21 protein-coding genes are annotated in these 26,633 nt (G+C 60.6%); 5 read left to right on the forward strand and 16 right to left on the reverse strand.

All coding sequences use genetic code 11. The features are described 5' to 3' along the window. Window positions 1-17 precede the first annotated feature (17 nt). The 5 genes from CAK95_RS27590 to CAK95_RS27610 all read right to left on the reverse strand — a co-directional run bounded on the left by CAK95_RS27590 (window position 18) and on the right by CAK95_RS27610 (window position 6,559). Window positions 18-620: a K(+)-transporting ATPase subunit C gene (locus tag CAK95_RS27590; RefSeq protein ID WP_086090878.1), complete on the reverse strand. Its 603-nt coding sequence runs from the start codon at window positions 618-620 to the stop codon at window positions 18-20. Window positions 621-647: 27 nt separating this feature from the next. Further along, on the reverse strand, window positions 648-2,753 hold the full coding sequence (gene kdpB / locus CAK95_RS27595; protein WP_086090879.1) for a potassium-transporting ATPase subunit KdpB: 2,106 nt from the start codon (window positions 2,751-2,753) through the stop codon (window positions 648-650). Between the two features lie 24 nt (window positions 2,754-2,777). Beyond that, window positions 2,778-4,481: a potassium-transporting ATPase subunit KdpA gene (kdpA, locus tag CAK95_RS27600; protein WP_086090880.1), complete on the reverse strand. Its 1,704-nt coding sequence runs from the start codon at window positions 4,479-4,481 to the stop codon at window positions 2,778-2,780. Between the two features lie 116 nt (window positions 4,482-4,597). Then, the gene (locus CAK95_RS27605; protein WP_120265377.1) at window positions 4,598-4,687 is read right to left on the reverse strand and encodes a K(+)-transporting ATPase subunit F; all 90 of its coding nucleotides are present in this window, start codon (window positions 4,685-4,687) and stop codon (window positions 4,598-4,600) included. 918 nt (window positions 4,688-5,605) lie between these two features. Then, window positions 5,606-6,559, reverse strand: a complete 954-nt coding sequence (locus tag CAK95_RS27610; protein WP_157699772.1) for a Bug family tripartite tricarboxylate transporter substrate binding protein — start codon at window positions 6,557-6,559, stop codon at window positions 5,606-5,608. 259 nt (window positions 6,560-6,818) lie between these two features. On the opposite strand from CAK95_RS27610, the gene CAK95_RS27615 reads away from it, so the two are divergent. Further along, window positions 6,819-8,006, forward strand: coding sequence for an FAD-dependent monooxygenase (locus CAK95_RS27615; protein ID WP_086090883.1), 1,188 nt, complete (start codon window positions 6,819-6,821; stop codon window positions 8,004-8,006). 75 nt (window positions 8,007-8,081) lie between these two features. On the opposite strand, the gene CAK95_RS27620 is transcribed toward CAK95_RS27615, so the two are convergent. Continuing rightward, the gene (locus tag CAK95_RS27620) at window positions 8,082-8,837 is read right to left on the reverse strand and encodes an SDR family NAD(P)-dependent oxidoreductase (protein ID WP_086090884.1); all 756 of its coding nucleotides are present in this window, start codon (window positions 8,835-8,837) and stop codon (window positions 8,082-8,084) included. Window positions 8,838-8,969: 132 nt separating this feature from the next. Between CAK95_RS27620 and CAK95_RS27625 the strand changes: the two genes are divergently transcribed. Together CAK95_RS27625 and CAK95_RS27630 are read left to right on the forward strand one after the other, a co-directional pair. Continuing rightward, a complete protein-coding gene (locus CAK95_RS27625) occupies window positions 8,970-9,857 on the forward strand; it encodes an AraC family transcriptional regulator (RefSeq protein WP_086090885.1) in 888 nt (295 codons plus the stop codon). A 139-nt stretch (window positions 9,858-9,996) separates the two neighbouring features. After that, window positions 9,997-10,383: an ester cyclase gene (locus CAK95_RS27630; protein WP_086090886.1), complete on the forward strand. Its 387-nt coding sequence runs from the start codon at window positions 9,997-9,999 to the stop codon at window positions 10,381-10,383. A gap of 78 nt (window positions 10,384-10,461) precedes the next feature. Here the strand turns inward: CAK95_RS27630 and CAK95_RS27635 are convergent, their stop codons facing one another. The 4 genes from CAK95_RS27635 to CAK95_RS27650 all read right to left on the reverse strand — a co-directional run bounded on the left by CAK95_RS27635 (window position 10,462) and on the right by CAK95_RS27650 (window position 16,408). After that, window positions 10,462-11,724: an amidohydrolase family protein gene (locus CAK95_RS27635; protein WP_086091697.1), complete on the reverse strand. Its 1,263-nt coding sequence runs from the start codon at window positions 11,722-11,724 to the stop codon at window positions 10,462-10,464. A 25-nt stretch (window positions 11,725-11,749) separates the two neighbouring features. Further along, complete coding sequence (locus CAK95_RS27640) at window positions 11,750-14,236, reverse strand: branched-chain amino acid ABC transporter ATP-binding protein/permease (protein ID WP_086090887.1); 2,487 nt, start codon at window positions 14,234-14,236, stop codon at window positions 11,750-11,752. Between the two features lie 4 nt (window positions 14,237-14,240). Continuing rightward, window positions 14,241-15,113 carry a branched-chain amino acid ABC transporter permease gene (locus tag CAK95_RS27645; protein ID WP_425349654.1) on the reverse strand — a complete coding sequence of 291 codons (873 nt, stop codon included), beginning with the start codon at window positions 15,111-15,113 and terminating at the stop codon, window positions 14,241-14,243. Window positions 15,114-15,223: 110 nt separating this feature from the next. Further along, the gene (locus tag CAK95_RS27650; RefSeq protein ID WP_086090888.1) at window positions 15,224-16,408 is read right to left on the reverse strand and encodes an ABC transporter substrate-binding protein; all 1,185 of its coding nucleotides are present in this window, start codon (window positions 16,406-16,408) and stop codon (window positions 15,224-15,226) included. A gap of 272 nt (window positions 16,409-16,680) precedes the next feature. Here CAK95_RS27650 and CAK95_RS27655 point away from each other — a divergent pair, with 272 nt between their 5' ends. Beyond that, window positions 16,681-17,112 (forward strand): nuclear transport factor 2-like protein, encoded by a 432-nt coding sequence (locus tag CAK95_RS27655; protein WP_086090889.1) that lies wholly within the window; start codon window positions 16,681-16,683, stop codon window positions 17,110-17,112. A 2-nt stretch (window positions 17,113-17,114) separates the two neighbouring features. Here CAK95_RS27655 and CAK95_RS27660 read toward each other — a convergent pair whose 3' ends face one another. The 4 genes from CAK95_RS27660 to CAK95_RS27675 all read right to left on the reverse strand — a co-directional run bounded on the left by CAK95_RS27660 (window position 17,115) and on the right by CAK95_RS27675 (window position 23,259). Beyond that, entirely contained in the window at window positions 17,115-17,861 is a 747-nt protein-coding gene (locus CAK95_RS27660; RefSeq protein ID WP_425349717.1) for a GntR family transcriptional regulator, read from the reverse strand. Window positions 17,862-17,943: 82 nt separating this feature from the next. Continuing rightward, window positions 17,944-21,162, reverse strand: coding sequence for an efflux RND transporter permease subunit (locus tag CAK95_RS27665; RefSeq protein WP_086090891.1), 3,219 nt, complete (start codon window positions 21,160-21,162; stop codon window positions 17,944-17,946). A 45-nt stretch (window positions 21,163-21,207) separates the two neighbouring features. After that, on the reverse strand, window positions 21,208-22,401 hold the full coding sequence (locus CAK95_RS27670; protein ID WP_086090892.1) for an efflux RND transporter periplasmic adaptor subunit: 1,194 nt from the start codon (window positions 22,399-22,401) through the stop codon (window positions 21,208-21,210). Between the two features lie 18 nt (window positions 22,402-22,419). Further along, on the reverse strand, window positions 22,420-23,259 hold the full coding sequence (locus CAK95_RS27675; protein ID WP_245303545.1) for an alpha/beta hydrolase: 840 nt from the start codon (window positions 23,257-23,259) through the stop codon (window positions 22,420-22,422). Window positions 23,260-23,415: 156 nt separating this feature from the next. On the opposite strand from CAK95_RS27675, the gene CAK95_RS27680 reads away from it, so the two are divergent. Continuing rightward, a complete protein-coding gene (locus tag CAK95_RS27680) occupies window positions 23,416-24,360 on the forward strand; it encodes a LysR family transcriptional regulator (protein WP_183044192.1) in 945 nt (314 codons plus the stop codon). A 30-nt stretch (window positions 24,361-24,390) separates the two neighbouring features. Here the strand turns inward: CAK95_RS27680 and CAK95_RS27685 are convergent, their stop codons facing one another. Both CAK95_RS27685 and CAK95_RS27690 read right to left on the reverse strand, forming a co-directional pair. After that, window positions 24,391-25,593 carry an FAD-dependent oxidoreductase gene (locus CAK95_RS27685; protein ID WP_086090895.1) on the reverse strand — a complete coding sequence of 401 codons (1,203 nt, stop codon included), beginning with the start codon at window positions 25,591-25,593 and terminating at the stop codon, window positions 24,391-24,393. 11 nt (window positions 25,594-25,604) lie between these two features. Then, entirely contained in the window at window positions 25,605-26,579 is a 975-nt protein-coding gene (locus CAK95_RS27690; RefSeq protein WP_157699773.1) for a Bug family tripartite tricarboxylate transporter substrate binding protein, read from the reverse strand. Window positions 26,580-26,633 lie beyond the last annotated feature (54 nt).

Raw genomic sequence — 26,633 nt, forward strand, 5'->3', positions numbered from 1 at the left:
TAGGAATTGCAAAAGCCTTATCGCACGGCCCGGTCCAGGGCCAGATTGAGCGCAAGAACATTGACGCGCGGTTCACCCAGGATTCCGAGCAAACGGCCCTGGATATTGTCATTAACCAATTGCCGCAGAGCCGCTTCGGGCATGTTGCGGGCTTTGGCCACACGCTGAACCTGGAACAGGGCCGCCTCCGGTGAGATATGGGGATCGAGCCCGCTGGCCGACGCCGTGACCAGATCGATCGGGGGGACAGTTCCGGCGCCCTCCTCCTTCAGCTTTTCCACATCGCCCCGGATGCGGTCAGCCAGAGCCTGGCTTGTCGGCCCAAGGTTCGAGCCCATCGAGTTGGCCGCATTATAGGGCGCTGGCACGGACTTCGACGAGTCGTCCGGGTCAGGTCCCGTCGTGGCAGAGGGGCGGCCATGAAAATAGCGATCGCTCTTAAACTCCTGACCGATCAAGGCCGAACCGATCACCGTGCCATCACGCTCGATCATGCTGCCACTGGATTGGGACGGAAAGATTGCGCCGGCAATCCCCGTCATGGCCAACGGATACGCAAGACCGGTAATCAGGGTCAGCCCAAGAAGAAGCACGATCGCAGGACGAATTTCTTTCAACATGATCTCGTTCTCCTTACGCCCATCCCATTATGCCCATCCCATGGCCGTCACGGCCATATCGATCAGCTTGATGCCGGCAAAGGGGATGATGATGCCGCCAAGCCCGTAAACAAGCAGGTTCCGCCGCAACAGCGCCCCGGCGCCGATGGCGCGATAAGCCACGCCCTTCAGCGCCAGAGGAATAAGCGCGATGATGACCAGAGCGTTGAAGATGATCGCGGACAAAATCGCGCTCTGCGGCGTCGTCAGATTCATGATGTTGAGCGCTTGCAATTGCGGATAGAAGGTGAGGAAGATCGCTGGAATGATCGCGAAATACTTCGCCACATCGTTCGCGATCGAGAATGTTGTCAGCGCACCGCGGGTCATCAGCAGTTGCTTGCCGATCTCGACGATCTCAATCAGCTTGGTCGGATTCGAATCCAGGTCGACCATGTTGCCCGCTTCGCGCGCGGCTTGCGTGCCGGTATTCATCGCGACGCCGACATCGGCCTGAGCCAGCGCCGGCGCATCGTTGGTGCCGTCACCGCACATGGCGACGAGTTTGCCCTTGGCCTGCTCATCGCGGATCAGTCGCAACTTGTCTTCAGGTGTCGCCTGCGCAAGAAAATCGTCGACGCCCGCTTCCGCGGCGATCGCGGCCGCCGTCATCGGATTGTCGCCGGTGATCATGATGGTGCGGATGCCCATCCGGCGAAGCTCGGCAAATCGCTCGCGGATACCGCCCTTCACGATATCCTTGAGATGCACAAGACCGAGCAGCTTGCCGTCCTTGGCAACGGCGAGCGGCGTGCCGCCGGCTTTGGCGATGCTGTCCGAAATCGCCTGCGCCTCGCGGATCGTGTCGGGACTAACCGGCGGCTGGACCCTACGGCCCCCACCGGAACTTGCGGCCGGCGAATTCAGGAATTTCAGGATCGAATCCACCGCACCCTTGCGAACCCAGGAGCCATCCACCTCGACGCCGCTCATGCGGCTATGCGCGGTGAAGGGAATGAAGTTGGCCTTCATGTCTGCCAGCTCGCGGCCGCGGATGCCGTATTTCTCCTTGGCCAACACAACAATCGAGCGGCCTTCCGGCGTTTCATCTGCCAGCGATGCAAGCTGCGCGGCGTCGGCCAGGTCGCGCTCTGTCACGCCCGGCAGCGGCTTGAACGCGGTGGCCTGCCGGTTGCCGAGCGTAATGGTGCCGGTTTTGTCGAGCAGCAGCGTATCGACGTCGCCGGCGGCCTCCACCGCACGGCCCGACACGGCCAGCACATTGAACCGGACAAGCCGATCCATGCCGGCAATGCCGATGGATGAGAGCAACGCGCCAATGGTTGTCGGGATCAGCGTCACGAACAACGCAACAAGGATGATCACCGAAATCGCGCCGTTGGCATAAGCGGCGTAGCTCGGAATGGTGGCCGTGGCGAAGACGAAAATGAGAGTGAGACCGATCAGCAGAATATTGAGTGCGATCTCGTTCGGTGTCTTTTGGCGTTCCGCACCTTCGACCAGCCGGATCATCCGGTCAAGAAAGGTCGAGCCTGGCGCTGCCGTGATCCGCAGGCGGATCCAGTCGGACAGCACCTGCGTGCCGCCGGTGACGGCCGAACGGTCACCGCCGGACTCACGGATCACGGGAGCGGATTCGCCGGTGATCGCCGCTTCGTTCACGGAGGCCACACCTTCGATCACTTCGCCGTCCGACGGAATGGTGTGGCCGGCTTCGACCAGCACGATATCGCCGACCTTCAGGCTGGTGCCCGGAACGATCTTGTAGCTCTTGATGTCGGAGCTGGTCAGCAACTTGGCCTGCGATTCTGTCCGCGTCCGACGCAACGATGCCGCCTGCGCCTTGCCGCGGCCTTCGGCGATCGCTTCGGCGAAATTCGCAAACAGGACCGTGAACCAGAGCCACAATGTGATCTGGAAGCCGAAGCCAATATTCCCTGCCCCCGTCACGACATCGCGGATCAAGAGAATGGTGGTCAGGATCGTCACGATCTCAAGAACGAACATCACCGGATTCTTGATCAGCGTCCTCGGATCGAGCTTGACGAAAGCCGAGCCAAGCGCCGGAATGACGATCTTGGAGTCAAGCATCGCCGTCACCGGCGCACGCTTGGAATTTTTTATCATTTCCATCGATTAAGCTCCGAAAATCCCTGATCAGAACAAGGTGCCGTTGATCATCGCGAGATGCTCGACGATCGGACCAAGTGCGAGTGCAGGGAAGAATGTGAGGCCGCCGACAACCAGGATGACGCTGGTGAGAAGGCCCACGAAAAGCGGTCCATGCGTCGGAAACGTCCCGGCCGAAGCCGGCACTGTTTTCTTGGCTGCCAGCGAACCTGCAATCGCAAGCGCCGGCACGATGACCAGGAAACGGCCGATGAGCATCGCAAGGCCGATCGTGATGTTGTACCAGAGCGTATTGCCACTCAGGCCGCCGAAAGCCGAGCCGTTATTCGCCGTTCCAGACGTGTAGGCGTACATGATCTCCGAAAACCCGTGTGGTCCGGGATTGGAGATCGACGACACCGCAAAAGGCAGAACGCTGGCGGCGGCCGTGAATCCGAGGATCGACAGCGGCAGACACAGGATGGCCAGCATCGCCATCTTGACTTCCCTCGCCTCGATCTTCTTGCCGACATATTCCGGTGTCCGGCCAACCATGAGACCGGCGATGAACATCGCGATCACCACGAAGATCAGCATGCCGTAGAGGCCGGCGCCGACGCTACCGATGATAATTTCACCGAGTTGCATATTGATGATCGGGATCATCCCGCCCAGTGCGGTGAAGGAATCGTGCATCGCGTTGACCGCGCCGCAGGACGCCGCCGTCGTGATCACCGCAAACAGCGCGGACAGGGCAATACCGAAACGGACCTCCTTGCCTTCCATATTGCCGCCGGTGAGACCGAGCGCATTGAGTGCCGTCGTGCCGGATGCTTCCGCCCAATAGGTGACGGCAACACCGACGAGGAACAGCACACCCATGACGGCGAAGATCGCCCATCCCTGCCGCTCGTTACCGACCATGCGGCCGAAGACATTGGTCAGGGCAGCGCCCAGCGCAAAGATCGAGACGATCTGGATCAGGTTGGACAAGGCACCCGGATTTTCGAACGGATGCGCCGAATTGGCATTGAAGAAACCGCCACCATTCGTTCCCAGCATTTTGATCGCGAGCTGGGACGCGGTCGGACCAAGCGCGATCGTCTGCTTACCGCCTTCCAGTGTGGTCGCATCAACGTAACCGGACAAGGTCTGCGGCACGCCCAGCGCGACATAGATCAGCGTCAGCACCACGCAGGCCGGCAGCAGGATATAAAGCGTGCAACGGGTAAGATCGACCCAGAAATTGCCGATCGATTGAGCCGACGCGCGCGCGAACCCGCGGATGACCGCGATCGAAATCGCGATACCGACGGCCGCCGACAGAAAATTCTGAACGGTCAGGCCTGCCATCTGCGTGAAATAGGATAGCGTGCTCTCGCCGCCGTAGTTCTGCCAGTTCGTGTTCGTGGCAAAACTTACTGCTGTATTAAAGGACAGATCGGCCGGCACGGCCGCCATGTCCTGAGGATTGAACGGGAAAAATGGCTGAAGCCGCAAAATGGCGTAGAGCAACACGAAACCTGCGATATGGAATATCAGCATCGCGACGGCGTAAGTCAGCCAGCTCTGTTCGCGTTTCTCGTCGATACCTCCGAGCGCATAAAGCCCGACCTCGACCGGACGAAGAACTGGCGACAGCAATGTCCGCTCGCCATTGAAGACGCGCGTCATATACCAGCCGATCGGCTTGACCAGCGCGACGATGATCGCGCAGAAAATCAGGATCTGTATCCAACCGTTGACGGTCATGTGTGAATGCCTTTTCAGAGCGTTTTCGAGCGAAGTCGGTACCGGTTCGCGTGAAGAAAACGCGTCAAACAAAAACGAGAGTCTCGGGCTTTGATTCCATCAAAGCCGGAAAGGCTCTAGAACCGCTCTGGCCGAAGCAAAGCGTAAGTGAGGTAAACCAGAAGAATTGCGGTCACGAGGCCGGCCAGTGAATAGTCGAGGATCATTGCCGCCTCCTCAGAGTCTTGCGCACGCATAGGCGTAGCCCAGCGTCAGCACGAAAAACACAAGGCCTATGGCCAGCATGACCAGGTCCGTCATTTCGGAACTCCTCAGCGGCAATTCAGTCGTGGCGAAGTGCGCTTTCGACCGAATCCGGAAAGCTACCGATCCATTAGATGTCGGCTGAACGTATTTTTTCGAGGAGGGAGCGGGCGCAATTTTATAGGAATCTCATAAATACGCTCGACAAAGTTGGGAATTGACGGCCTTTCCGGACCCCGCCGGCCATGCCTTTTCATATATGCGGCACTTATGACATCGCGGGCACATCCCTCTCGAAATCCTACGGCTTTCCGAAGACATTTGACGGCGCGGCGAGTCATCTGATCGCTGAGGGCGCGTTCCGATTTCGATCGGAAGATCAAGTCAGGCGCCTTCGTCGATGCGATCTTGATGCTCATCGAACTGGAAAATGCCAGCATGGTCGCTTCGCAGAGTCGCCATTGACGATGGCGTCTGGTTCTGCTCGCTCTCGCGGCAGCCTCCTCTACCGATCGAGATTGACGAGTCTGCGCGGATGCCAAGCATCCGACACGTCTCGAACTGTCCGGTTATGCGCCATCGCGCTGTCGTTGATGCCTTCATCGCAGGCCGATTGACGGGCTGACCGCTGCGCCCGGCTCTCTCCGCCGCTGCTCGCCCGCAACTGAAAAAAGGCCCGGCGCGCCAGTGGCGGCCGGGCTCCAAGTCGAGGGAGGTGCTGATGCACGCCTCCCGCTATGACGGTCGGACCTTACTATTTCTCGACGATCGCCGCCGACATTCGAGACAAGTTGGTTCTTAATTGCATTGGCCGGCCGATATGTCCTGTCTTGCTTGGCCACGCGCGATGTCGCGACCGGCGATCATGGCGACTTCACAAATCATTGCAGTTTTACATTCGCGGCCTTGATCACCTTATGCCAGCGCTCGACCTCGTCCCGGAGATACTTGGCTGTGGCCTCGGTCGAGCCGCCAACGACCTCTGCCGAGAGCTTCTTCAGCCGGTCCTGCAATTGCGGATCACGCAAAGCCTCGTTGATGTCGGCATTGATCTTTTCGGTGATCGCTTTCGGTGTCTTCGGTGGCGCCACCACCGCATACCAGGCAACTGATTCAAATCCCGGCAAAGTTTCTGCAACAGTTGGCATATTGGGTAACGACGCCATGCGCTTCGGCGAGGCCACCGCCAAAAGGCGCAGCTTGCCGCTATCGACCAGCGGCAACGACACGCCGAGATTATCGCACATGAAATCGACATTACCCGACAACAGGTCCTGCAATGCCGGCGCCGTTCCACGATAGGGAATGTGCTGAACCTTCACCTGTCCCATCATTTGCAGCATCTCGGAGGTGAGATGCGATGTCGTGCCGTTGCCTTGCGTCGCCGATGTCACCTTGCCCGGATTGGCTTTCAGATAGCTGAGGAATTCCGGCAGGGTCTTGGCGCTGACCCTGCTCGGATTGACGATCACGCCATTCGGCACCTGCGCCAGGATGGCGATCGGCTCGAACTTCATCGGGTCGAACGGAAGGTTCGGATAAAGATTAAGATTGATGACCAGCGGCGGCGGCGGCGCGGACAACAGCGTGTAGCCATCCGGTTCGGCACGATAGGCCTGATCCGTGCCGATATTCCCCGCAGCACCGGTCGGATTTTCGATCACCACCGGTTGCCCCCATTTGCGCGACAGCCATTCGGCGACAAGACGCGGCACAGCATCGGCGGTGCCGCCGGCCGGGAACGGCACGATGATTTTCACAGGCCGGTTCGGATAATCCTGGGCCCAACTGGCGGGAGCGCCAAGCAGCATGGCCGCGGCAAAGACAAGAGCCATGACACAGCGAGCATGCCGGCGGGCGCAACCTATCGCATCAGTCTGAAGCACCTGAAATCCTCCCAAGAACATTTCTTCCCATTATTTTTTCTTCTAGTTTTTGGCGCCCGCACGCCGTGAGGTCCGGGTGCCGCGTAAACTACCTGACAGCAGAATAGCTTGAAATCAATGAGCTTCTGAAGCATTTTTGATGTCGCAGGTGTCCGCTCTCCGAACGTTCGGCGTGACGTGACACCCTCAAAGAAAAGGGCAGGAAACGATGGCGAGCGCGCAACCCAATATTGTGATTGTCGGCGGTGGAATTGGCGGGCTGTTCGCTGCAAATGCCTTGATTGCCCACGGGCTGCAGGTCTTCGTCTATGAGCAGGCACCGCAGCTCGGCGAGGTTGGTGCGGGCGTTTACATCACCCCCAACAGCGCACGGCAGCTTGAGCGTGTGGGGCTCGGCCCCTCGCTTGAGAAATGGGGCGCCCGTGTCGGTGCGGGTTCGCAATATTTTCGTGACGACGGCACGATGATTGCGCCAGTTCAGGTCACGGATTCGGCAGGCTGGAATGCGACATTCGGCATGCATCGCGCCGATCTCGTCGAGATGCTGGCCGAGACATTGCCTGCTGGCGTTGTCCATACCGGCCATCGCTGCATCGGTTTCGAACGGACGAGCGACAAGGCAAAGGTCTCATTCGCCAATGGTGCCGTTGCGGAAGCCGATATCGTGATCGCCGCCGACGGCATTCACTCCGAATTGCGGCCGTTCGTTTTCCCGCCGTCCAATCCTGTCTTCTCCAACACCGTTGCCTATCGTGGTCTTGTTGCGCATGAACGCGTACCGCACTGGCCGACCAATTCCTGGCTGATGTGGCTCGGCAAGGGCAAACACTTCCTCGTCTTCCCGGTGCGCGCAGGTCAGCTCATCAACTATGTCGGCTTTGTTCCGGCCGATGAGCAGATGAAAGAATCCTGGTCGGCGCAGGGCGACCCCGATGCGCTGCGTCGCGAATTCGCCGGCTGGGATCCGCGCATTCAAGGGCTCCTGAAGGAGGTTGAGACCACGTTCAAATGGGCGCTCTACGATCGCGAGCCGCTGCCGACATGGACCAAGGGACGGCTCACGCTGCTTGGCGATGCGGCGCATCCGATGCTTCCCCATCTCGGTCAGGGCGCCAATCAATCGATCGAGGATGGCATGGCGCTGGCGACGATCCTGGCCAATACTGACGCAGGGCATGCGCCTGCCGCTCTGCAAGCTTACGAAAACCTCCGTCGCGATCGTGTTGCCAGTGTTCAGCGCGGTGCCCGCGAAAATGGCTTGCGTTACGACACCTTCCACGGCGACGTCGCCAGGCGCGACGCCGAGATCACCGCGCATGCCTCGTTCCGCAAGCGGCTTTACGATCACGACGTCGTGCCGGAAGCCAAGGCTGCAGCGATGAAGCTGGCCTCCTGATCGGGCCATCGACTGTGGAGACGGACAGCGCCGCTCATCATCGTGACATGATGATAGCGGCGCGATCCATTCCGATCAGATGCCTTGGCCGCCGGACACTTCAATCCGCTGTGCATTGATCCAACGGTTGTCTTCGGACAACAGGCTCGCGATCATTGGCCCAATATCGTCCGGCACGCCAACGCGGCCAAGCGCCGTCATCTCTGCGAAGAACTTGTTGAAGTCCGGCGTGTCACGAACAGCACCGCCGAAGAAGTCGGTCTCGATCGCTCCGGGCGCCACCGTGTTGACCGCGATCCTGCGACTGCCGAATTCCTTCGCCATGTAGACGGTAAGCACTTCCACCGCGCCCTTCATGGCCGAATAAGCGGACCAGCCGGGGGCGGAGACTCTGGTGAGGCCGGATGACAGGTTCACGATGCGGCCGCCGTCCGCAATCAGCGGCAGCAGTGCCTGGGTGAGGAAGAACACACCCTTGAAGTGGACATTGACCAGCCTGTCGAACTGCTCTTCGGTCGTGTCGCTGATCAGGGCGTAATCGCCATGGCCGGCATTATTCACGAGGTGATCGAACGTCTCGCGTTGCCAGGTCTCGCGGAGCGTCGTCCGCAAGCGTTCCGTGAATGATGCGAAAGTTGCGACCTTCCCGGTGTCGAGCTGGAGCGCGACCGCCTTCCGACCAATTGCCTGAATCTCTGCAACAACGGCCTGCGCATCTTCTACCCGGCTCTGGTAGGTGAGGACGACGTCGCCGCCGCGGCGGGCGACGCTCAACGCGGTGTTGCGGCCAAGGCCGCGGCTAGCACCGGTAATCAAAGTGATTTTGGCCATCTCTGTCTCCCGTAATGTGGCTGCCTCGATATGCAGCCCAGGAGCCCGGCGGTGTTGCCGGAACCTCGACGTTTTTTGCCTAATCCTACAAAATGACGTGCGATGCAGCCTGCGATGGGCTAGGCTCATCGTATGACCACGCTCCTCAATGCGGTTCGCCGTTACACGGACGCCTATGCCGACCCGGCCGGCATCGCCCGGACGCCCATACCCGGCCTGACCGCCATTCGCGCCACCGCGCCCACCGGACTCGACTATGCGATCGCAAGGCCGCTCGTCGCTCTCGTGGTGCAGGGTACCAAGCATGTCACCATGGGGGAGCAGGCTTTCACCTTCAGCGCCGGAGACTCGCTGCTGATCACCGCCGATGTGCCGACCGTGAGCCAGATCACGCGCGCGAGCAGCGCAGCACCTTATTTCTCGCTCGTCCTGGACTTGGACCCGTCGGTGATCGCAGAACTGACCGCAGAGATGAAGGCAGCGCCGGTTCTCGACGACGGGCCCGTGCGCGTCGAGCCGACAGATGCCGAAGTCACCGATGCAGCGCTGCGGCTGATGCGTCTGCTCGATCGGCCCGCATCTGTGCCGGTGCTGCAAGCGCAGCTTGTGCGCGAAATGCATTACTGGCTGTTGGCAGGTCGACACGGTGCCGCAATCCGACGTCTTGGCTATCCGGACAGTCATGCACAGCGTGTGGCGCGCGCGGTCGCAGTCCTTCGAACCGAATTCGCTCAAGCCTTGCCGGTCGAGCGGCTGGCCGCTGTCGCCGGCATGAGTCCGTCGTCATTCCATCAGCACTTCCGCGCGGTGACGTCGCTCTCGCCACTGCAGTTCCAGAAACAGTTGCGCCTCATCGAAGCACGCCGGCTGATGACGTCGGAAGGCGCTTCGGCGAGCAGCGCCGCGTTCGCAGTTGGCTACGAGAGTGTTTCGCAATTCACGCGCGAATATGGCCGGATGTTTGGCGTATCGCCGGTCAAAGACACGAAGGCTGCAAAATCTTGGGCCGACGCGGTGTAGCGCATATCAAGCGGCGTCGGGACAATCCTGAATGACAGGACGGGACCGCGTTGTCTTTCCGAGATTCGATTCCAATTGCAGAATTCAAGCGTCGCCCTACTTTGCAGGGGAAACCTCGAGAAACATTGGTACACCTGCCATGACGAGAGTCGACCTCTCCGATATCTACCGAGACTACATAGCCTGCCTGAACAAACAGGACTGGACGAATTTGTGGCAGTTCGTTCATGACGACGTTCATTACAATGGCGAACGCATCGGGTTGCCAGGCTATCGCGAAATGCTGGAAAAAGATTTTCGCGCGATTCCGGATCTTTACTTCAATATCCGTCTGCTGATTTCCGAACCGCCTCGTGTCGCAAGCCGCCTGATGTTCGACTGCACGCCGAGAGGCATCCTGTTTGGTCTTCCTGTCAACGGCAAGAGAGTGTCGTTTAGCGAAAACGTCTTCTATGAGTTTCGAGATACACGGATCGCAGCAGTATGGTCGGTCATCGACAAGGCCGCGATCGAAACTCAGCTTTAGCGCAAGCCTAGAAATGGATACCGGTTCGCGCGTCAAACAATAGGCTAGCGTCCCGGCTTTATCAAAGCCGGACAGGCTCTAAGCCGCTTCGGGTGACACAGCCACCCCAGCAAGTTCGGGACGCAGCAATCTTGCTGCGTCCCGTTTCACGGTCATGCGGCCGCGCTTGAACACCATCAAGGGCTGCACAATTTCCGCAACAGCCGATGCGCCCTCCTCGCAATCGAGCACAACAAGATCGGCCGCCTTGCCGATGGCGATGCCGTAGTCGCGCAGGTTCATCAGTGTCGCCGGCCGCTCGGTGACGAGCGAGAGACACAGCTCCATGTCGATCGGTCGGCCGATCTGCGCGACATTGGCATAGAGATTGGCCATGCGGATCAGCGAGCAATCGCCGAACGGCGTGAACGGGTTCAGCACATTGTTGGTCGCCAGCGATCCATTGACGCCGCGTTCGATCAGGCGGTGAACCGGCGTCACGCCGCGCGGCACGCTGTGCTCATGCTCGCGGCCCATCAGAAAGAGATCGGTCGCCGGCAATGCGGTCAGTGCCACGCCGGAGCGCGCCAGCAGATCGGCAATCTCGTTAAGCTGTGCGGCGCCGAGCGCCGACAGTTTCGTGACATGGCCGATGGCAACGCGCCCTCCCCAACCATGAGCCTGCGTTTGCCGGCACACTTCATGCAACGACATCGCACTCGGATCGAGATCGAAATCGAGATGAAAGTCGATGTCGATATCGAAGCGCTTGGCGACGGCGAAGATGCGAGCAATCTGTCCGTCGGGATCGCTGTCGGTATAAGGGCATCCGCCGATCACATCGGCGCCCTGCCCGCAGGCCTCGACCAGCAGTTCCTCAGCGCCGGGATCGTTCAGCAGCCCTTCCTGCGGGAACACGCAGATCTGCAGATCGATGGCAAAGGCATAGTCGGCTTTCAGCCGCTTGATGGCGCGGAAGCTGGTCAGGCCAATGCGCGGGTCGACTTCCACATGCGTGCGCATATGCGTCGTGCCTTGCAGGATCGCTTTTTCCAGCGTGCGCTTCGCACGGGCATAAACATCGTCTTCGGTGAAGGTTTTCTTGGCCGCCGCCGTCTCGGCAATCGCTTCGGTGAGCGTGCCCTCTCTGCAATTGCAGCGGCCGAGAATGCAGGACTTGTCGAGATGGACGTGCGTGTCGACAAAGCCCGGCACCGCGAGGCGCCCGCCCGCATCCGTACTTGGTGCATCGCAAATCAGCTTTCGCTCAATCGCCGCGATGCGGCCATCGCGCCAGCCGATGTCGCATGGCTCGCTGTCGCTCATGATACGCGCATTGCGCAGGATATGATCGAAGTTCATGTCCGGTCTTTTCTTGTTATTCGGCTTATTGAGCGGCTTCGACGCGCCCGAGATAGGCGGCTTCAAGCGCCGGATCGCTGGCGAGCGCCGCAGCGGTATCGGCGTGGACGATCTTGCCCGATTCAAGGACATAGCCGCGATCGACAACCGTCAGCGCCAGCGCGGCCATTTGATCCACGAGAAGGATCGTCACGCCCTCATCGCGCAATTCGGCGAGCACATCGAACAATTCATTGATCATCGCCGGCGCAAGCCCGAGCGAAGGTTCATCCAGCAGCAGCACGCGCGGATTGGCCATCAGGCCTCGGGCGATGGCGAGCATCTGCTGCTCGCCGCCGGAGAGCAGACCTGCTCTGCTGGTGATGCGATCGCGCAAGCGCGGGAAGCGCTTGAGCAAGGCTTCGATCTCGTTATCGAGATCGGCGTCCTTGCGCGAGAAGGCGCCAAGCACGAGGTTGTCGCGCACATCGATTTCGCCGAAAACCTGGCGGCCCTCCGGCACGAGCGCGAGGCCAGCCCGCGCAATCCTGTAGGCTTCGAGTGCCTGGACCGCCTTGTCGTCAAGCACGATGTTGCCGTCCACCGGCCGCAGCAATCCGGACAAGGCGCGCATGATGGTCGACTTGCCGGCGCCGTTGGCACCCAGCAGCGCCACCATCTCGCCGGGTCGCACGTCGAAGGTGACATCGTCGAGCACCGGCGCCGCGCCATAGCCGGCGGTCAGTTTGACGACGGAGAGGATAGCATTCGCCTCCGGCTCGAATTCTGCTTTGCGCGGCCGCTCGCGCATGTCGCCGCCGCCGAGATACGCCTTCAGAACACGCGGATTGTGCCGCACTTCCGCCGCCGTTCCTCTCGCAATAACGGTCCCGGCATCCAGCACGACGACATGATCGGAGATGCTCATGACCATCGTCATGTCATGTTCTACGAGGATGACGGCGATGCCGAAATTCGCAATCTGGCGCAAAAGCTTCGTCAGACTGTCCTTGTCGGCCCGCATCAATCCCGCAGCGGGTTCATCCAGCAGCAGCACGTCCGGCCGGCATGCGAGCGCGCGGGCGATCTCGACCAGCCTGCGATCGACATGCGGCAGATCGCCGGCCGGCGTCGCCAGCGGCCCGAAATAGCCCACGAAAGCGAGCAAAGCCTCCGCCGCTTTATGCTCTTCGTTCTTGTCGCCTGACACGCCGAATTGTCCCCGGCGCAACGCGATCAGAACATTGTCCAGAACGCTCAATGAACCGAACAGCTTGGTCGTCTGATAAGTGCGGGCAATCCCCGCTCGTGCGACTTTCCAGGCTGGCGCGCCTGCCAGTTCTTTGTCCCCGAGCCGCACCGAACCGGTATCGGCACGATAAAAGCCGCCGACAATATTGAGAACCGTGGTTTTACCCGCTCCGTTCGGACCGATGATGCTGGTCACCTTGCCGGGACTGGCTTCGAAACTGACATCAGAAGCGGCCCGAATGCCACCGAATGCAATGCCGACATCGCGGACCACAAGCGCATGTGGCGTTGTCGGTTTGAGGAATGCCGCAAGATCGAAATGACCCGCCACGGCCGAACGCGGATCGATCCGGCGCCAGAGCTTGGCGACGGTGCCGATCACACCATCCGGCGCCAGCCACAGCACGACCAGCAGAAGACTGCCGAAGAACAGCAGCCGGTATTCGGCAAGACCTGCCAGCATTTCCGGCAAAACGACGCTGACGATCGCGCCGACCACCGGCCCCAGCGTCCAGCCGGCACCGCCGACGATCACCGCGAGAAGGAACAGGATGGACTGCGAAAACGGAAAGTTGCTCGGTGCGACGAACATCAGCAGCGGCGCAAACATCGCACCCGCAAGTCCGGTCAGAACGGCCGATAAAGCAAAAGCCGTCGTCTTCACGATCACCGGATTGAGACCAATGGAGCGCGCTGCAACCTCCGCATCGCGCACCGCCACCATGCCCTTGCCCCAGGCACTTGCGGCAAATCGATAAAAGAACAACACCGCAAGCCCGGCGCAGACCACGGCCATCGAGGCAATCTCGCGCTCGCCGAACGCATAGTCGCCGATCGTGGGCGGCACGATTCCCATCAGGCCGTTCTGGCCGCCGGTCAGATCGCGCCACTCGATGGTGCCGTGCTCGACGATGAAGGCGAAGGCAATGGTCACCATGGCCAGATACGGTCCGGTGACACGCAACGCCGGCAGCGCCAGAAGACCGCCGACAATGCCAGCGATCAGCCCCGCAACGGGAAAAGCAATCCAGAAGCTCACGCCTTTCAGGGTAAGGATTGCGGCGGTATAGGCGCCGATCGAATAGAAACCAACATGGCCGAGCGAGACCTGCCCGGTCAGACCGAGGAGAATATTCAGACCAACGCCGACGATGGTGGTCAGTGCGACCAGCGCAAGAATGAAATGCGTATAGCCTTCGCCATAAGCTCCCACGGCAAGACCGGCGGCGGTGATCAGGAGAATGGCGATCGGCGTCGCGATCTGACGAAGGATGTCCTGCATCGCGTCAGACCTTGTTCACGGCGGCGCGGCCGAGCAGACCATTCGGCATGACCGCGAGCGCAATGATGATCACCGAGAACACCACGATCTGCGTGTAGGTCGAACCGAGATAAGCGGTCACCAGCGCCTCGATCAGACCATAGGCAAGACCGGCCAGAACAACGCCCCAGGCCGAGGTCATGCCGCCGAGAATGGCCACCGCGAAGGCCTTGATGCCGAACAGAACGCCCATTTCAGAGTGAACGCTGAACAGCGGCGCAATCAGAAGCCCGGCCACGCCAGCCAGCATTGTCGAAATCGCGAAGGAGGCGGCCACGATCATTCGCACGTTGATACCCATCAGCCGCGCGGCGTCGGGGTTCTGCACCACGGCCAGCAGAGCCTTGCCGTAACGGGTGCGATGCGCGAGCAGATGGAACGCGAGCGCAGCGCCGACGCCGACCACGGGGATAACAAGCTGCAGCGGATAAACACCGGCGCCGAAAATCTCGACCGGTTTTTGCGCCAGGAACGACGGAAAACTCCGCGGCTCCTTGCCGAACGTGAACAGGACGACGTTATCGAGCACGATGCCGCCGGCGACTGTGGCCATCAGCCAGGCATTCGAGCCACGCTCTGCGAAAGGCCGGACGAGCGTTCGTTCAACCAACAGCCCAAACAACCCGCAAAGCAACAGCGAAGCGACCACCGCAAGCGGGATCGGCCAGCCCAGCGTGACGCCGAATGTATAGCCCAGTACGGCGCCCAGCATCATCGCCGAGCCCTGCGAAAAATTCACAGTGTGCGAGACGACATAGGTGACGTGAAAGCCGAGAGCGATCAGTCCGTACATGGAGCCGAGGCCGATGCCCGAAATGATCGCGGACGTGATCAGCATGCTTTGTTGGTCCCCTGGCTCTTAACGCCGCTCGTCCCCGCGACAGCGGGGACCCAGCACAAACTGGATTCCCGCATGTGCGGGAATGAGCGGAGAGAAGTGTCGTCGCCTCAGTTCGTCAGCGGAAGGATTTCGCCTTCCCTGAAGTGGGTGAAGAGGTAATCGTCCGGCCCAAGCGCGTCGTGCTGGGTCGGGCTGAACGGCTTGTTGTAGGTCTTGATCAGACCTTCATACTTGTCGATGCCATAGAAGCCTTCACGAATCTTGGGGCCTTCGGTCGAACCTGCCTTTGCGATTGCCAGCGCCGTGAGATGCATCGCGTCATAGGCATTGGCGATGCCGACAGCCGGCGTCACATCAGCGAGCGATTTGATCTCCGGATATTTCTTCTTCAGCGAGGCCAGAACAGTTTCGCCCTTCGGCGCGAGCTTGCCGGAGAAGCTGTAGGTCTGGATGAAATGGACCTTTGCGGCGCTCGGGCCTGCAAGTTCCGAGAAACGGCCACCCGCCGGTCCCCAATGCGAGACGATCGGCACATCCCAACCCATGCGATCGAGCGACTTCACCACCTGTGCAGAAGGGGCGACGTTGGCGACGAGATACAGAACATCGGCGCCGGCCTGCTTCAGACGCGTTAGTTGTGGCACCACATCGACGTCATTGGTCTCGAATTTCTCGACCGCCGCATATTCCATCTTCTTGTCGGCGAGCGCGGCCTTCAGGCCCTTCTCGTTCGATTCGCCCCAGGGATTGTTGATCAGGATCATCCCGGGCTTTTTCGCCGCGTATTTTTTGACCGAATAATCGACCAGCGCCTTGTCGACGATTTCATCCACGGCGGAGACACGGAATGCGTAGTTTTCCGCCGCACCATTCTTGGTGATTGGCGTCCCGGCCGCCCACACGCCCATGAACGGGATCTTCGCCTGATTCACGAATGGCACGATGGCGAGGGAGACCGGCGTATCGAGGCCGCCGAACAAGGCGACCACTTTCTCCCGTTGCGCCAGTTCGCGCGCGGCCACAACACCCTTGGCCGGATTGCTTTCGTCATCGCGCACGACGAGTTCGAGCTTCTTGCCGAGCACACCGCCCTTGGCGTTGATCTCATCGATCGCGACGCTGAGGCCGCGCACGATGGCTTCACCGGATTTGGCGGACTGGCCCGACATCGCGGCGACAAGTCCGACTTTCATCGTATCTTGCGCAGCGGCAGGCGATATGGCGAAGACGCTGACGGCAGCGCCCGCAAGGAGCAATCGACGGGTCAGACAATGCGGCAAACGAGATATCATAGCGAACCTCCCGGATCGGGTGACAACTCCACTCCTTGACGCAAGTCGCATGCCAAACCGCATGCACTGAAATTCCAGAAGAATCCGCAATTTTCGTCACCCAATCGCACATCTTCTGGGCAGAACGGCGCGGATCAAGGCAAAATCGTATGCGATATTGCATGCAATTTATAGTGCTATTGTATCCGATTTCTGGCAGGATTTGTGCATGAGCCGGAAAGAAAGATTGAGGCTGCCGTGGCCCCGTCACGGCCAGGATGAAAGGATGCGACATGTCACCCGCCACCGCTCAAGTGATTGCAGCCACTGACGAAACCGCGGAAGCCGCCGATATCGTGGAGCGGTTTCTTGTTGCGTCGATGGTGCCGGACCCGCAGACCGCCGCACTCTACATTGCCGACGATCTTGCCATCACCTTCACCGGCGGCCGCAAATATGGGCATCCGCGCGAGACCGCGGCGTTCAATGCCGGCCGCTACAAATGGGTGAAGAAGAATATGCAGCGGACCGATGTCGTGCCCGGCCACGGCGAGACCATCGTGTACAATCTCGGAACGCTTTATGGCGAATGGCCGGATGGCACTCCGTTCGAAGGCAACCGCTATGTCGATCGCTTCGTCGTGCGCGGCGGCAAGATCGTGCAGATGGATGTCTGGAACGACAGTGCCGAACGGATTCTGACGATGCGGGGTATCGAGGCTTAGATTTACCGCCTCGCGCCGTTCTTGCCGCGCGCGCTTTCGTCGTCGGTGTAGCCGGCAAGAATATCCTTGATATCACGGCCCTTGTTCGGCCGCGCCACAATCAAGGCGCGCCCGGCCACCGCCTCAAGGTGCTGATCCATCATGGCGATCGCCCGATCGGCATCGCCCTTGGCCAGCGCATCGATAATCTGACGATGCTCGCTCACCGCGCATTCGGATGAATGCGGACGGCTGTAAAGCGCCAGGATCAATCCGCAGCGCGACGACACTTCGCTGACATAGCGCTCGAGCACTTCGCTGCCGGTCATTTCGGCCAGAACGATATGAAATTCGGTCGCCAGCCGGATCGACATCGGCTCGTCCCGGCCGCGGGCCTTTTCTTCTTCGGCGACATGGGTCTTGAGCTGATCGATCTGCTGCCGGGTCAGGCGGCCGGCCAGCCGTGACATGACCAGGCGCTCCATGGCGATGCGGACATCGAAGATATCGCGCGCCTGATCCCAGCTCGGGGTAGCAACAGCCGCCCCCTTGTTGCGGCGAAGTTCGACCAGACCTTCCGACGCAAGCTGGCCGAGCGCATGCCGTACGATGGTGCGGCTGGCGCCAAACCGTTCACCGATGGCGTCTTCCGGCAGTTTCGCACCGGGCTCCAGCGCCTGCTCGATGATGGCCCGACGCAGCGCGCGGTAGATCGTGCCGACCCGGTCCGTCGTTACACCGCGCTTCGGTTTGCTGCTCTTCGCCACGATCTAGCTATCGCGAATATTGGCTCTGCCCCTGCATGCCACGGCTTACAGGGCGTCGCAATCAATCTCCGCGTCTCGTCGGCGCCTATTCGGCAGGCGTGGTTGCAACTGACCCGTGCGCATGTCCATGAGCGGGCGCCTCATGATGCAACGCCTTGCCGTGCGACGGCAGCGGCTTGTTCCCCGACGCTGCCCGCAGCAGCACATAGAAGACCGGCGTCAGGAACAGACCGAAGGCGGTGACGCCGATCATGCCTGCGAACACAGCAACGCCCATCGCCTGACGCATTTCCGCGCCGGCGCCCGTTGCCAGCACAAGCGGCAGCACACCCATGACGAAGGCCAGCGAGGTCATCAGGATCGGCCGCAACCGTAACCGGCTGGCCTCAACGGCGGCCTGAAACGGCGTCCGTCCCGCAAATTCGAGCTCGCGCGCGAATTCCACGATCAGGATCGAGTTCTTGGCCGACAAGCCGACCAGCACGATCAAGCCGATCTGGGTGAAGATGTTGTTGTCACCACCCGAGAGCCACACACCTGTCATCGCCGCCAGCAATCCCATCGGCACGATCATGATGATCGACAGCGGCAGCGCGAGCGACTCGTACAACGCGGCGAGCACGAGAAAGACGAGGAAGACCGCCAGCGGGAAAACCCAGAGCGCCGAGTTGCCGGCCAGGATTTCCTGATAAGTCAGTTCAGTCCACTCGAAGTCGAATCCTTTCGGCAGTGTCTCAGCCGCGATCTTGGCCACAGCCGCTTGCGCCTGGCCCGTCGAGAAGCCTGGCGCTGCACCGCCATTGATGTCGGCGGTGAGGAAGCCGTTGTACCGCATCGCACGCTCCGGCCCGGCGCTCGATTTCACACGCAACACCGCAGCCAGCGGCACCATTTCGCCGGACGCCGACCGAACCTTGAGCTGGCCGATATCATCAGCGCGTGCGCGGAACTGCGCATCGGCTTGCACCCGCACCGAGTAAGTACGGCCGAACCGGTTGAAGTCGTTCACGTAAAGCGAACCGAGATAGATCTGCATCGTCTCGAAGATATCGGTGACGGCAACGCCAAGCTGCCGCGCCTTGACGCGATCGATATCGGCATAAAGCTGCGGCACGTTGACCTGATAGCCTGAGAACATGCCGGCCAGTTCCGGCGCCTTCATCGCACGCGCAAGAAAAGCCTTCGTTGCTTCATCGAGAGCGTCGTAGCCAAGCCCCGCGCGGTCTTCAATTTGCAGCTTGAAGCCGCCAATGGTGCCGAGACCCGCGACCGGCGGCGGCGGGAACATGGCGATGAACGCTTCCTGAATCGCGCTGTATTTCTGGTTGAGCTGCAGCGCAATCGCGTTGCCACTCAGTTCGCGCGACCGCCGTTCCTCGAATGGTTTCAGGACCGCAAAGACGATGCCGGCATTGGACGAGTTGGTGAACCCATTGATTGACAGCCCTGGAAAGGCGACGGCGCTTTCCACGCCGGGAGTTTGCAGGGCGATATCGCTCATCCGGCGGATGACTTCTTCGGTCCGGTCAAGCGTCGCGCCGTCCGGCAATTGCGCAAAGCCGACAAGATATTGCTTGTCCTGGCCCGGCACGAAACCGCCGGGCACGGCGCGGAACAGCACCACCGTCAGGCCGATCAGGACGAGATACACGCCCATCATGATCGCTTTGCGCGACAACATACGACGCACACCGCCGCCATAGGCTTCGGAACCGCGACGGAAGACGGTATTGAAGCCGCGGAACAGCCAGCCGAACGCAAAGTCCATCACACGCGTCAGCCGGTCCTTCGGCGCATCATGCGCCTTCAGCAGCAAGGCCGAGAGCGCCGGCGACAAGGTCAGCGAGTTGATGGCCGAAATCACGGTCGAGATCGCGATGGTCAGCGCGAACTGCTTGTAGAACTGGCCCGTCAAGCCACTGATGAAGGCGAGCGGCACGAACACCGCGCACAGCACAAGCGCGATGGCGATGATCGGCCCCGACACTTCGCTCATGGCGCGATAGGTCGCCTCGCGGGGGGACAACCCCTCCTCGATGTTGCGTTCGACATTCTCGACCACGACGATCGCATCATCGACGACGATACCGATCGCCAGCACGAGGCCGAACAGCGACAGGGCGTTGATCGAAAACCCGAACACATACATCACGGCGAAAGTGCCGATGATCGAGACCGGCACAGCCAGCAGCGGGATGATCGAAGCGCGCCAGGTCTGCAGGAACAGGATCACGACGAGCACGACCAGCGCGATCGCTTCAAGCAGCGTATGGATCACCGCTTCAATCGACGCGCGCACGAATTGCGTCGGATCATAGACGATGGAGTAATCCACGCCTTCCGGCATATTCTTCTTCATGTCGGCCATGGCGGCGCGGACATTGTCCGAGATCGCAATGGCATTCGAAGACGGCGCCTGAAAAATACCGATCGCCACCGCGGACTTGTTATCCAGCAGCGACCGCAGCGCATATTCCGACGCACCAAGCTCGATACGGGCAATGTCGCGCAGGCGCGTCACGTCACCGTTTGCGCCGCTCTTGACGACGATATCGCCGAATTCTTCCTCGCTTTGCAGGCGTCCCTGCGCATTGATGGAGAGCTGCAGGTCAAGCCCCGGCAAGCTCGGTGACGCGCCGACCACACCCGCAGCAGCCTGAACATTCTGGGCACGAATTTCGCGCACCACGTCGCCAGCGGAAAGACCGCGCTCCGCGATCTTCTGCGGATCGAGCCAGACCCGCATCGAATAGTCGCCCGCCCCCCACATCAGCACCTGACCGACACCGTCGATCCGGGCCAGACGATCCTTCACGTTCAGGATCGCGTAGTTGCGCAGATAGGTCATGTCGTAGCGGTCGTTCGGAGACAGCAAGTGAACGACCATCGTCAGGTCCGGCGAACTCTTCACCGTGGTGACGCCGAGACGCCGCACCTCTTCCGGCAACCGCGGCTCGGCCTGAGACACGCGGTTCTGGACAAGCTGCTGCGCCTTGTCGGGATCGGTGCCAAGCTTGAAGGTGACGGTCAGCATCATCAGACCGTCGGTCGTCGCCTGACTGCTCATGTAAAGCATGCCTTCGACGCCGTTGATCTGTTCCTCGATCGGCGTCGCCACCGTTTCGGCGATGACCTTCGGATTGGCGCCCGGATATTGCGCGCGCACAACGACCGATGGTGGCGCGACTTCCGGGTATTCCGAAATCGGAATGACGCGCAGCGCCAGCAAGCCGGCAAGGAAAATCAGCACCGACAAGACGCCGGCAAAAATCGGCCGGTCGATGAAAAATCTGGACAGGTTCATGTCACCCCTCCCCCCAACAACGTGGCGGGTCAAGTCAAAGCAAAATCAGTTGGACGTAGAGCGCACGTCCATCGACACAATCTGCGGCTCGACGACGGCACCCGGACGCACGCGCTGCAATCCATTGACGACAATGCGCTCGCCGGATTTCAGCCCTTGTGTGACAACGCGCAATCCCTGCACCGACGGGCCAAGAACCACTTCGCGATAGGTCGCCTTGTTGTCGGCGTCGACAACGAGAACGTATTTCTTGTCCTGGTCCGTGCCGATCGCGCGCTCGCTGACCGCCAGCGCCGGCTCGGCCTTTGCCTGTCCCATGCGAAGACGTGCGAACTGACCGGGGATCAAACGGCCGTCAGCATTGTCGAACACCGCACGAACGCGCACCGTGCCGGTGCCGGCATCGAACTGATTGTCGATCAACTGCATCTTGCCCTTGAAAGAGGTCCCATTGCTGGTGATCGTGCTCATCTCCACGGGGATGCGTTCGATCTGATCATAGTTGTATCCGTTGTCGCCGAGCGATTGCAGCGCGCGAGACACGATCTGCTCGTCGGCGTTGAAGCTCGCATAGATCGGATTGACGGACACCAGCGTCGTCAGCACGGGTGCACCGGGGCCCGCGGCAACGAGATTTCCGACGGTGATTTCCAGCTTCCCGACGCGGCCCGCAACCGGCGCCCGCACCTGCGTATAATCGAGATTGAGCTTAGCCGATTGCAGCGCCGCCTGCGCTGCGCGCAGGTTAGCCTCGGCCTCACGGTACGCATTCTGCCGCTGATCGAGATCGCGCACCGAAATGATGCGCGTATCGGAAAGCTGCCGGCCACGATCCATTTCGGCTTTGGTCAACGCGACACGCGCCTCCGCCGCCACCACCTGCGCTTCGGCGCGTTCGACCTCCGCGGCATACGGCGCCGGATCGATGGTGATCAGCAGATCGTTCTGTTTGACCAATGCACCTTCACGGAAGTGCACGGACTGCACGGCGCCGGCCACGCGCGAACGCACTTCCACGCGTTCGATCGCCTCGAGACGACCAGAGAATTCGTCCCAGACCGAAACATCGCGCTGTTGAACCACGGAAACAGACACCGGAAGGGCTGCGGCCTGCTTTGCCGGCGCTTCATCGCTGGATGCGTTGCCGGAAAAAGACAAAATCGCTCCTGTCGTTCCGGCGAGCGCAAGAACAGCGACACTGCCAAGCAACAGCTTTCGGCGAATCGTTGAAGTCGTCATCGTCAAACTCCTGGCCGTTCAGGCCTGAACGTGATGTTGCTGAAAGGAAAGCGGTGACGGACACGTCACCGTGTCCGCAAAGAATTCCGAGAAGCTTTGGCGCAAGGCGCCGGCCCAGGGTGCGTCATCGGCGCCGTCATGAAGCGCACAAGGCCAGCCCGTCGGGGCGGATAGAAGATGCTGACGGACCGGGACACCCGATTCCCGCAGGCGGCGCGCATAGTTCAATGTCTCATCGCGAAGAAGGTCATCTTCCGCGGACACAAGCAAGGCGGGGGCAACACCTGCGAGGCGAGATGAGACGATCGGCGATGCGTAAGGATGCGCGGCCTTTGCCGGCGACCCGAGATATTTGTGCCAGCCATCGGCCCATTGGCAGTCGGCCGGCCCCGCTTTGGCTTCGCGCACCGAGCAGGTTGCAAGGCATGCATCCAGCATCGGCGACAGCAGGATCTGACCGGCGAGCGTTGGCGATCGCTGGTCGCGCGCCATAAGCGCAAGCGCCGCGGCCAGATTGCCGCCGGCCTCTTCACCGGCCACATAAAGATGAGGTTTCTTTCCGGCCCAGGCGGCACGCCCACGGCCGATATGCGTCAGCACATCGAAAGCCGCATCCAACGCCTGTGGGAACGGATGCTCCGGCGCCAGCGGATAATCGACCGATGCGACCACGGCGCCAGCTTCCGCCAGCAACTGCGCAACGGTGCGCCCCGAATCCAGCGAACCGGCAACAAAAGCGCCGCTATGCAGATGCACAACCACCGGGGCGGTGTGCGATAAGACCGCGCCGCCTCTATAGACTCGGACCTTGACCGGCGCGCCAACAGAGCCCTGAACCGTTTCATCGGCCCAAGTCACTCTATTCTCCGCGGTTTTGGTCTGTTGGTCCGGTGTCATCTGGCGTCTTGGGCCAAAGCCCTTCATATTGCGACGCAGCACAGTTAGTTTACCCAACCACAGGAATAAATAACCGTATATTGGCTTCACTGTTTCCATATGTGAACAATAGGTCAGATGCCTGCGCCAAACCACACCTCTGGACCCCGATACGACCAGCTTCTGGCCATGCGCGCCTTCGCCAGAGTTGTGGAAGCTGGCACCTTCACCCGCGCCTCACTCTCGCTGGAGATGCCCAAAGCGACCCTGACCAAGCTGATCCAGACCCTCGAGGCGCACCTGCGGACCCGGCTTTTGAACCGCACCACCCGCAGGGTCACGGTGACGCCGGACGGCGCCGCCTATTACGAGCGCGTCGTCCAGCTTCTCGCCGATCTCGACGAACTCGATGGCAGCATGGCGCTGTCACAGAAGTCTCCGAAGGGACGGCTGCGCATCGACATCAGCGGCTCTCTCGCAAACCTGGTGATCATCCCCGCCCTTCCGGATTTCCACGCCCGCTATCCCGATATCCAGATCGATATCGGCGTGACCGACCGCCCGGTAAACCTCGTCGCGGAAAATGTCGATTGCGTCGTGCGCGGCGGCGAGATCACCGATCAATCGCTGATCGCGCGGCGGATCGCGGAGTTGTCATTCGTGACGTGCGCGGCGCCGTCCTATCTGGCACGCCACGGCGAGCCACAGCATCCAAGAGACATCGAGCAGAACCACACCATTGTCGGTTACTTCAGCGAGTCAGGCCGTCGCTGGCCGCCGAATTTCATCATCGATGGCGAGCCGACCGATATCCATGCGAGATACATCGCCGCTTTCAACGATGGCAGTGCCTATGTCGCCGCCGGTGTTGCGGGTCTTGGAATCATGCAGGTGCCGCTCTTTATGGTGCAGCAGCATTTCGACAACGGCAGCTTGCGCAGGATCCTGTCGGACTGGCAGACGGAGCCCATGCCGCTGCATGTCGTCTATCCGCCGAACCGGCATCTGAGCACGAAGCTCAGAACATTCGTGGACTGGATCGCCGAAGTCTTCGGCAAAAACGATCTGATCCGAAACGGGTGATGTGCAGCCGCCGTCACCGCTACGGACAATTCAGGGACGTCTGACGCTTTCCAGCAGCGAGGTCTTCAGAAGGAATGCCCGATGCGCAACGGGATCGGCCGCGGTCTGACGCAAAAATTCGAAATTCTTCTCGCGCTGTTCCTGGCTCTTCTCCTCAAGCCGCTTCTTGTTCGCGATGGTCTGCTGCTGCACATATTCGATATTCATCGGCCGCCGGCGCTCCTCGTAGCCAAGCAACGTCTCTTCCGACGCTTTGCCTTCCATGACGGCAGCAAGCCGGCCGGCAAGATCCATCGCGTCGTGAATGCCGCAATTGAGACCAAGGCCGCCGATCGGATTGTTCACATGCGCTGAATCGCCGGCCAGAAAGACGCGACCCTTCTGGAACTTGGCCGCGACACGCTGATGCACGTTATAGATATTGCGATGGACGACAATGTAGTCGCTCCCTTTCGGGAAAAACTTCTGCAACCGCCTCTGGACAGCTTCGTCGCTCAGAACCTCTTCATCCGTTTCACCCGGCACCGTCGGCATCACTACACGCCACAACCCGCTGCCATCCTCGCCGGCGACCTTGAACAGGTTGCACCACTCGTCGGGGTCGGAGAAATAAGCGCGATAGCCCGCCCCCCGCTCCTTCTCGAAATCGACCGGCGTCGTCAGAACCAGAAACCGCTCGGGGAACGTATAGCCTTCGAACTCGATATCGAGCGCCTTTCGCACCGTCGACCGGCCGCCATCGGCGCCGACGAGATAACTGCCTGAGACGACCTCCTGCTCGCCGTCCCGATCGATCGTGACCGCGACGCCATCGGCGGTCTGTTCCACCGCGCTCACCCGTGCCGAGAAATGCACTTGCGCATGCGGCATGGCCTTGAGGCGGTCGATCGCCATCAAAGCCACTTTGTGCTGCTCGCATTGAACGACGAAGGGATGCGGCGTGTCGTCTTTCAGGATCGCATGGTCGAACTCCGCGACGACCGTGCCGCTTGGCCTGTCCCAGAACTGAAAGGTGCGCGCGACAAGCCCGCGCGTCACCACGTCGTCCAGCAATCCCAGCGATGCCAGCATTTCCAGCGTCGCCGGATGCAGCGTCGACGCCCGCGGCGCGGAATTGACCTGATCGCCGGCTTCATAAACCCGCACGGGAATGCCCTTTTGCGCAAGCGCAAGAGCCGTGACGACGCCGACGGGACCGCCGCCGGCGATAATGACTGATTGCTGTGAGGCCATATCGAACCCGGTTACTGCTGCTTGATACCGGCCGCTTCGAGCGCACTCGCCCAGAGCGCCACATCGCCTTCGAGTTCTTTGGCGAACTGCTCAGGCGTGTTGCCCAAAGGGTCAACGCCGTAACCTGCAAGTTTCTCTGCGAACTTCGGATCCTTCACCGCATCGATGACGACTTTGGCGGCCTTGTCGACCACCTCCTTCGGCGTCCCGGCCGGCGCCATCAGCGCGTTCCAGGTCAGCGATTTGTATTTCGGATAGCCGGATTCCGCGACAGTCGGCACGTTCGGGAGCTGCGGCGCCCGCTTGTCGCCGGACACGGCCAGCAGCTTCAAATTTCCGCCCGCTGCATGCGGCAATGTATCGGACAGGTTCGAGAACATCGCCGGGACGTGGCCGGCAATAACGTCCGAAAGCGCGGGCGCATTGCCTTTATAGGGCACGTGAACCATGTCGATGCCCGCCTCTTTCAGGAACAGGGCCATCGAAAGATGCGCAAGGCTGCCTTGGCCGGCCGATGCATAAGAGACTTTGTCCTTCTGCGCCTTCACGTATTTCACGAATTCGGCAACGTTGTTGACCGGCATGTCCTTGTGGACCACCAGCACGAACGGATTGGTCGCCACATTGCTGATCGTCGCAAAATCCTTCAGCGGGTCGTATTTCACCTTCATCATCTTCGGCACGACGGTGAGAACCGAATGCGCCGTCAGGAATAGCGTGTAGCCGTCGGGTTGCGCGCGCGCGACAAAATCAGCCGCCAATGCGCCACCGGCACCGCCCTTGTTCTCGACCACGAATTGCTGATTGAGACCCTCGGTCAGTTTCTGCGCGACCATACGCGCAATGCCATCCGTGTTACCGCCCGCAGCGAAGGGCACAATCACCGTCACCGGCTTTTGCGGCCAACTCTGCGCAAAAGCAGTCGCGGGCAGCAACGCTGTTGAGAGCGCAGCAATCGAAGCCAAAACAATTCGCCGTGTCGTCATCACTTTCATCCTTTCAGAAAAGGTTTGAACAATCCCGGCACTAAAAAGCAAACA

Origin of the sequence: Pseudorhodoplanes sinuspersici (assembly GCF_002119765.1) — a bacterium.
GTDB classification, from domain to species: Bacteria; Pseudomonadota; Alphaproteobacteria; order Rhizobiales; family Xanthobacteraceae; genus Pseudorhodoplanes; species Pseudorhodoplanes sinuspersici.

Excerpts from the sequence above, each read along its gene's own strand:
- CAK95_RS27590 (WP_086090878.1), bottom strand. The coding sequence starts at position 620 with ATGTTGAAAGAAATTCGTCCTGCGATCGTGCTTCTTCTTGGGCTGACC.
- kdpB (WP_086090879.1), bottom strand. The coding sequence starts at position 2,753 with ATGGAAATGATAAAAAATTCCAAGCGTGCGCCGGTGACGGCGATGCTT.
- kdpA (WP_086090880.1), bottom strand. The coding sequence starts at position 4,481 with ATGACCGTCAACGGTTGGATACAGATCCTGATTTTCTGCGCGATCATC.
- CAK95_RS27605 (WP_120265377.1), bottom strand. The coding sequence starts at position 4,687 with ATGATCCTCGACTATTCACTGGCCGGCCTCGTGACCGCAATTCTTCTG.
- CAK95_RS27610 (WP_157699772.1), bottom strand. The coding sequence starts at position 6,559 with ATGGCTCTTGTCTTTGCCGCGGCCATGCTGCTTGGCGCTCCCGCCAGT.
- CAK95_RS27615 (WP_086090883.1), top strand. The coding sequence starts at position 6,819 with ATGGCGAGCGCGCAACCCAATATTGTGATTGTCGGCGGTGGAATTGGC.
- CAK95_RS27620 (WP_086090884.1), bottom strand. The coding sequence starts at position 8,837 with ATGGCCAAAATCACTTTGATTACCGGTGCTAGCCGCGGCCTTGGCCGC.
- CAK95_RS27625 (WP_086090885.1), top strand. The coding sequence starts at position 8,970 with ATGACCACGCTCCTCAATGCGGTTCGCCGTTACACGGACGCCTATGCC.
- CAK95_RS27630 (WP_086090886.1), top strand. The coding sequence starts at position 9,997 with ATGACGAGAGTCGACCTCTCCGATATCTACCGAGACTACATAGCCTGC.
- CAK95_RS27635 (WP_086091697.1), bottom strand. The coding sequence starts at position 11,724 with ATGAACTTCGATCATATCCTGCGCAATGCGCGTATCATGAGCGACAGC.
- CAK95_RS27640 (WP_086090887.1), bottom strand. The coding sequence starts at position 14,236 with ATGCAGGACATCCTTCGTCAGATCGCGACGCCGATCGCCATTCTCCTG.
- CAK95_RS27645 (WP_425349654.1), bottom strand. The coding sequence starts at position 15,113 with ATGCTGATCACGTCCGCGATCATTTCGGGCATCGGCCTCGGCTCCATG.
- CAK95_RS27650 (WP_086090888.1), bottom strand. The coding sequence starts at position 16,408 with ATGATATCTCGTTTGCCGCATTGTCTGACCCGTCGATTGCTCCTTGCG.
- CAK95_RS27655 (WP_086090889.1), top strand. The coding sequence starts at position 16,681 with ATGTCACCCGCCACCGCTCAAGTGATTGCAGCCACTGACGAAACCGCG.
- CAK95_RS27665 (WP_086090891.1), bottom strand. The coding sequence starts at position 21,162 with ATGAACCTGTCCAGATTTTTCATCGACCGGCCGATTTTTGCCGGCGTC.
- CAK95_RS27670 (WP_086090892.1), bottom strand. The coding sequence starts at position 22,401 with ATGACGACTTCAACGATTCGCCGAAAGCTGTTGCTTGGCAGTGTCGCT.
- CAK95_RS27680 (WP_183044192.1), top strand. The coding sequence starts at position 23,416 with ATGCCTGCGCCAAACCACACCTCTGGACCCCGATACGACCAGCTTCTG.
- CAK95_RS27685 (WP_086090895.1), bottom strand. The coding sequence starts at position 25,593 with ATGGCCTCACAGCAATCAGTCATTATCGCCGGCGGCGGTCCCGTCGGC.
- CAK95_RS27690 (WP_157699773.1), bottom strand. The coding sequence starts at position 26,579 with ATGACGACACGGCGAATTGTTTTGGCTTCGATTGCTGCGCTCTCAACA.